This is a genomic window from Flavobacterium sp., assembly GCF_003525665.1.
Classification (GTDB): domain Bacteria; phylum Bacteroidota; class Bacteroidia; order Flavobacteriales; family Flavobacteriaceae; genus Flavobacterium.
The window spans coordinates 7,422-13,974 of record NZ_DQDX01000133.1 but is presented as its reverse complement, the minus strand read 5'-3'; the positions used below and the strand labels follow the sequence as shown (position 1 = coordinate 13,974).

The window sequence follows — 6,553 nt, the reverse complement described above, 5'->3', positions numbered from 1 at the left end:
CTTTGGACCATCAATCAAAATTTTGGTGGATTAGAAAATATGTCGTTGATTCCGGGAAATGTTGGTACAACTCCAGTTCAAAATATTGGTGCATATGGAACCGAAATTAAAGACACTTTTGTTTCGTGCGAAGCCATGAATATTCTATCACAAGAAATGAAATCCTTCACCAAAGAAGAATGCAATTTTGGTTACAGAGAAAGTATTTTCAAACAAGAAGCAAAAGATAAATATGTGATTACTTCTGTGGTTTTCAAACTCACAAAGCGCAATCACAAAATCAATACTTCGTACGGCGACATTACAAAAGAATTGGAAAACCAAAACGTTACAATCCCAACATTAAAGGACGTTTCCAATGCTGTGATTGCGATTCGTCAAAGTAAATTACCCGATCCAAAAGAGCTTGGAAATAGCGGAAGTTTCTTTAAAAATCCGATTATTTCAAAGGAATTATTCGAGAAAGTACATCAGAAATTTCCAGAAGTAAAATTCTTTGAGGTTTCTCCAACCGAAGTAAAAGTTCCGGCTGGATGGCTCATAGAACATTCTGGATTAAAAGGTTACCGAAAAGACGACGCTGGAGTTCATAAAAACCAAGCCTTAGTTTTAGTAAATTACGGAAATGCAACCGGACAAGATATTCTAAACTTATCAAAGTACGTTCAAAAAACCGTTTTTGATAAATATGGAATTGCTATTGAGGCTGAAGTTAATGTGATATAATATCAAATTTTAGATATTAAATTTAAAAACTACTGTTTAAAATCTGAAATCTATAAATTGAATTTCATACTTTTGCAGTCGTTTTAAAACAAGAGAAAAAAGCCATTATGTTACTAATTTTACTTTGTATTTTCATTGCTGTTGTAGTTATTCAATTCCTATATTATGTAGTGTTTTTTGGTAAATTTTCTTTTGCTAAACCTCAGACTTCTACTCCAAAAAGAGTTCCTATTTCGGTAATTGTTTGTGCTAAAAACGAAGAAGAAAATGTAAAAAACTTTGTTCCATTATTAGCTGAACAAAACTATCCAGATTTTGAAATTGTACTTATTGACGATGCATCAAGCGACGAAACCTTAGAAGTTTTTGAAGCATTTGAAAAACAATATTCCAACATCAAATTAGTTAAAGTAGAAAACAACGAAGCCTTTTGGGGAAATAAAAAATTCGCCTTAACACTTGGAATCAAAGCTGCTAAAAACGAATACCTACTATTTACAGATGCCGATTGTTACCCAAAATCTAACGATTGGATTAAAGAAATGAGCGCACATTTTACCATGAAAAAAACGATTGTTTTAGGTTATGGTGCTTACGAAAAAATATCAAATTCGTTTCTAAATAAAATCATCCGATTTGAAACTTTATTGACAGCAACGCAATATTTTTCTTGGGCAAAATTAGGAAAACCATACATGGGCGTTGGTCGAAATATGGCCTACAAACGCGAAGAGTTTTTTAAAACCAACGGATTTATAGAACACATGAAAATCCGCTCGGGCGACGACGATTTGTTCATCAATCAAGCAGCAAACTCTCAGAATACAACCGTATGTTACACACCAGAAAGTTTCACTTATTCAAAACCAAAAACGAGTTTTAAAGATTGGTTTACCCAAAAAAGACGTCACGTTGCCACAGCAAAACACTATAAAGCATCCGATAGAGCACAATTGACTATTTTTTACATAACACAATTAATGTTCCTAACTTTGCCAATTATCCTATTAGCATTTCAATTTCAATGGATAATTGTACTAAGTTTAATAGGTTTCCGTTATCTATTTGCATGGTTGTCACTCGGGTTTGCAGCCGGAAAACTAAAAGAAAAAGACGTAATGTATTGGTTTCCAATCATCGAAATCATTTTGATATTCACACAACTTAACGTTTTCATCACCAATACATTCTCAAAACCAGTTCAGTGGAAATAAATCCGTACATAGAAAAAGCCAAGAAAGGCGATCAAGTTGCCTTCACCTACCTACTCGACCATTACTGGAACGAGGTCTATGGATTTATGCTAAAACGCACTGAAAATGAGACTGATGCCGAAGATATTACAATAGAAACATTCTCCAAAGCATTCGATAAATTAACCACTTACAATCCTGAATTTCAGTTTAATACATGGTTAATTGCTATTGCCAAAAATGTTCATATTGATTTACTTCGCAAAAAAAAATCTACCCTTTTTGTAGAAATCACAGACGAAGAAGATCAGCAAGCCTACAACATCGCCGATACGTCACCTTCGGCTGAAGATGAGTTGATTACCGAGCAAAATTTATCGCAACTTTTACAATTCATAAAAGAATTAAAACCTCATTATCAAGAAGTTATACAACTTCGTTACTTTCAAGAAATGAGCTACCAAGAAATTGCCGAACAACTCGAAGAACCTTTGAGTAACGTCAAAATCAAACTCCTTCGCGCCAAAAAACTATTGGCAGAAATCATCCAAACCAAACGTTAAAATATTTATTTTTTGAAACGAAAGGCTTGGTTCCTTTTGGTTTCCCTATTCCTGCTATCCGCACCGCACGGCGGTTTGCTCCTATCAGGGTTAGTCAGGTTTTGTATTGAATCGAGCTTCAAATTAATAAAAACGCACCTATAACTTCACTTTACAAACAATACGCTACAATAAATTACATTTTCTTACAAAAATCACACAATATTGAAATAATCTTTGCGTTATTAAAATAAAAACAAGAAGCAAACCATAACAACTTTATCCAAAATCTAAAGACAAAAAGTCTGAAATCTGAAATCTAATATCTGAAATCTAATATCTAATATCTAAAGCATATGTAACACCGATACTTAACAATTAAAACAAATAAATCATGTCAAACTTAAGTATCTTTGAAAAAAAGTGGATTGACCTTGTATTCGAGGGCAAAAACAAAGCTTATGGCGCTTACCAATTACGTCAAGAAAGCACAAAAACTACAGTACTTGCCTTCATTTCTGGCATTTCATTCATCGTTGTAGTATCAGGAATAGGATTATTTTTAAGTTCATTTGGAGCAAAACCAAAAATGAATCCGGATATTCCAGTACTTGATTCAATTGTTATCACACCTTATCATCGTGACCCAGAAATTGTAAAACCACTTGTTCAACCACCAGCAAGTAGCGCACCAGATGTTGACGTTCCAAAAAATAAAAACTTTGTTGCTGCACCAACAGATCAATCTGAACCAGATGTTCCAACAACTTCAGAACTTCCAACAACCAACACACCAACGGGAATTCCAGGCGGAACTGGCGTAAATCCAAACCCAAGCAATGGCGGAGGAACAACTATTTTACCAGAGCCAACTCTACCACCAACTGGCCCAATTGTTCCTGCGGCATTAGATGAACAACCAGATTTTCCAGGTGGAATTGATAGATTTAGAAAACAAGTAGGAGAAAAATTCAATACTCCAGAACTAGATGAAATTGTAGTAGTAAGCGTGATTGTATCTTTTGTAATTGAAAAAGACGGAACAATGACCGATATAAAAGTATTGAAAAACCCAGGATACGATTTAGATAAAGAAGCCATAAGAGTTTTAAAATCAATTAAAACCAAATGGAAACCAGGCAAAATAAAAGGACAATTAATGAGAACACAATATACGTTACCAATAAAAGTTCAATTGAATTAAAAATAATCCTTAAATAACTTATGCCATAAGTTGATAAATGTGACCTGTTTAGTGCAAAAAACTAAGCAGGTTTTTTTATTGCCAATACCACAACTTTAAGAAAAAATTGTAATTCGTTATTTAAAAATCCTAATTCAACTTTATGTATCTTTGCATTTCTAAAAAAGGCATGTATGGAAACGGCTACCGAAAATAATTTACCTGTAGGAAAACCAAAATGGTTAAAAGTAAAATTGCCAATTGGTCAAAAATATACTGAACTTCGCGGTCTTGTAGACAAATATAAATTGAACACGATTTGTGCCTCAGGAAGTTGCCCAAATATGGGTGAATGCTGGGGTGAAGGAACGGCAACTTTCATGATTTTAGGTAATATTTGCACGCGTTCTTGTGGATTTTGTGGTGTAAAAACCGGTCGTCCAGAAAACGTAGATTGGGACGAACCAGAAAAAGTGGCGCGCTCAATAAAGATAATGAATATCAAGCATGCCGTTATCACAAGTGTTGACCGTGATGACTTGAAAGATATGGGTTCTATCATTTGGTTAGAAACTGTTGAAGCCATCAGAAGAATGAATCCTAACACAACTTTAGAAACTTTAATTCCAGATTTTCAAGGAAATACTAGAAATATCGACCGAATTATTGAAGCCAATCCAGAAGTTGTTTCGCACAATATGGAAACCGTTCGCAGGTTGACTCGTGAAGTTAGAATTCAGGCAAAATATGATAAAAGCTTAGAAGTTTTAAGATATTTGAAAGAAAAAGGAATTCGTAGAACTAAATCTGGAATCATGTTAGGTTTGGGTGAAACCGAAGCAGAAGTTTTAGAAACCATGCAAGACATTCGCAATCAAAATGTTGATATTATTACTATTGGTCAATATTTACAACCAAGTAAAAAACATTTGCCAGTAAAAGAATTCATCACGCCAGAACAATTTGAAAAATATGAAAAAATTGGTAAAGAAATGGGATTCCGTCATGTCGAAAGTGGCGCATTGGTTCGTTCTTCTTATCACGCCGAAAAACATATTCTTTAAATAATCACGAATTACAAATTTGAAAACAAAAATAGCCATAAACGGTTTTGGTAGAATTGGCAGAAATCTTTTTAGATTACTACTTAATCATCCTACAATAGAAGTTGTTGCGATTAATGATATTGCCGATAACCAAACGATGGCACACTTAATTAAATATGACAGTATTCATGGAGTACTTCCTAATGCAGTCTCATTTGATGAAAATCATATAATTATTGATGGTAAATCTTACGTTTTTTACCATGAAAAAGATATTTCAAATTTAAATTGGAATGGAATTGACATTGTAATTGAGTCTACCGGAAAATACAAATCATTTGAAGAAATAAACAAGCACATTCTTAGTGGAGCCAAAAAAGTAATTTTGTCGGCACCATCAGAAGTTCCAGAAATAAAAACGGTAGTTCTTGGTGTTAACGAACACATTCTTGATGGTACAGAAACTATAATATCTAACGCTAGTTGTACAACAAATAACGCTGCACCGATGATGAAAGTCATTAACGATTTATGCGGCATTCAACAAGCTTACATTACAACGGTTCACTCTTATACAACGGACCAAAGCCTTCATGATCAACCACATAAAGATTTACGTCGTGCTCGTGGTGCAAGTCAATCAATTGTACCAACTACAACTGGTGCAGCAAAAGCTCTAACTAAAATTTTTCCAGAAATGGATGGGAAAATTGGTGGCTGTGGCATTCGTGTTCCTGTTCCAGATGGTTCTTTGACTGATATTACTTTTAATGTATCACGCGAAGTAACAATTGAAGAAATTAACGCAGCATTTTTAAAAGCATCGCAAACAAATTTAAAAGGAATTCTTGATTATACAGAAGATCCTATTGTATCTGTAGATGTTATTGGTAATAGAAATTCATGTCTTTTTGATGCTCAACTTACCTCTGTTCTAGATAAGATGGTTAAAGTAGTTGGTTGGTACGACAATGAAATTGGCTATTCGTCTAGAATTATTGATTTAATTACCTTAATATCAAAATAATTTTTTACTTTAGACAACCAAAATTTATGATTTACCATAAACATGAGACAACTTTTGCTGTTTCTTTTTGTCATTCCGAACATTTTATTTTCTCAACGAACGCCAATTGAGAAAGTAGATAGTGTTAATCATTATATAGAACTTGTTAAGTTTAATAAAAACATTAACAACTATAGAAATTGTCTTGATTACTCGCAAAAAGCATTAGATTATGCTAAAAAAACAAATAATCAAAAATCTATTGCTCATAGTTATTCCAACCTCGGATTTGTTTACCTCGAACTAAAAAAATACAATGATGCAATTGATGTGTTACTTAAAAGCATCGCAACTTACTCCACTTTACCAAAATCCGCTGAACAAGCATTTGCCTATTATACGCTTGGTGTCTGTTATATTCAGGTGAATAATTTTAAAATGGCTGAAAAGAATTTCGATGCCGCAACCACTATTTACAAAACCATAAAAGTTTCTAATGCCGAAGAAATGCTTGATCTTCAGAAAGGTATTATTTTAAAGGAAAAAGGTCGAACTGATTTGGCTATGCCATTATTTGAATCGGTTATTTCTACCTCCACATCTGACGAATTTGAAAAAACAAAATCAGAAGCATTGTATCAAATTGGTAAAATTGAACAAGATAAAAAAAGATATAATCTTGCAATCAACTACTTTAATCGTGCCTTAGCAATTGAGAATATTGACATCGAACAAAAATCAAATATTGTTTTAGCATTGAGTGAAGTTTATGAGAAATCAATGGATTTAGAAAAATCACATCATTATCTAAAACAGCATATAAACCTTCGAGATAGTATCAATTTACTGAATAATAA

The 6,553-nt window shown here is 33.3% G+C and carries 7 protein-coding genes; all 7 read left to right on the top strand.

Annotation, left to right across the window (positions count from 1 at the left end; all coding sequences use genetic code 11):
• Positions 1–726: UDP-N-acetylmuramate dehydrogenase (murB, locus tag DIU01_RS09525; protein WP_290833845.1), on the top strand; the 726-nt coding region annotated here is incomplete at its 5' end.
• Positions 727–833: 107 nt separating this feature from the next.
• Positions 834–1,940, top strand: a complete 1,107-nt coding sequence (locus DIU01_RS09520) for a glycosyltransferase (protein ID WP_290833843.1) — start codon at positions 834–836, stop codon at positions 1,938–1,940.
• Positions 1,931–2,482, top strand: coding sequence for a sigma-70 family RNA polymerase sigma factor (locus tag DIU01_RS09515; protein WP_035126035.1), 552 nt, complete (start codon positions 1,931–1,933; stop codon positions 2,480–2,482). The genes DIU01_RS09520 and DIU01_RS09515 overlap by 10 nt, the downstream gene beginning before the upstream one ends.
• 373 nt (positions 2,483–2,855) lie before the next feature.
• Positions 2,856–3,665 carry an energy transducer TonB gene (locus DIU01_RS09510; protein ID WP_290833840.1) on the top strand — a complete coding sequence of 270 codons (810 nt, stop codon included), beginning with the start codon at positions 2,856–2,858 and terminating at the stop codon, positions 3,663–3,665.
• Between the two features lie 173 nt (positions 3,666–3,838).
• A complete protein-coding gene (lipA, locus tag DIU01_RS09505) occupies positions 3,839–4,708 on the top strand; it encodes a lipoyl synthase (RefSeq protein WP_290833838.1) in 870 nt (289 codons plus the stop codon).
• Between the two features lie 19 nt (positions 4,709–4,727).
• Complete coding sequence (gene gap, locus DIU01_RS09500) at positions 4,728–5,717, top strand: type I glyceraldehyde-3-phosphate dehydrogenase (protein ID WP_290833836.1); 990 nt, start codon at positions 4,728–4,730, stop codon at positions 5,715–5,717.
• A gap of 42 nt (positions 5,718–5,759) precedes the next feature.
• Positions 5,760–6,553, top strand: a 794-nt coding sequence (locus DIU01_RS09495; protein WP_290833834.1) for a tetratricopeptide repeat protein, incomplete at its 3' end; no start/stop codon positions are given.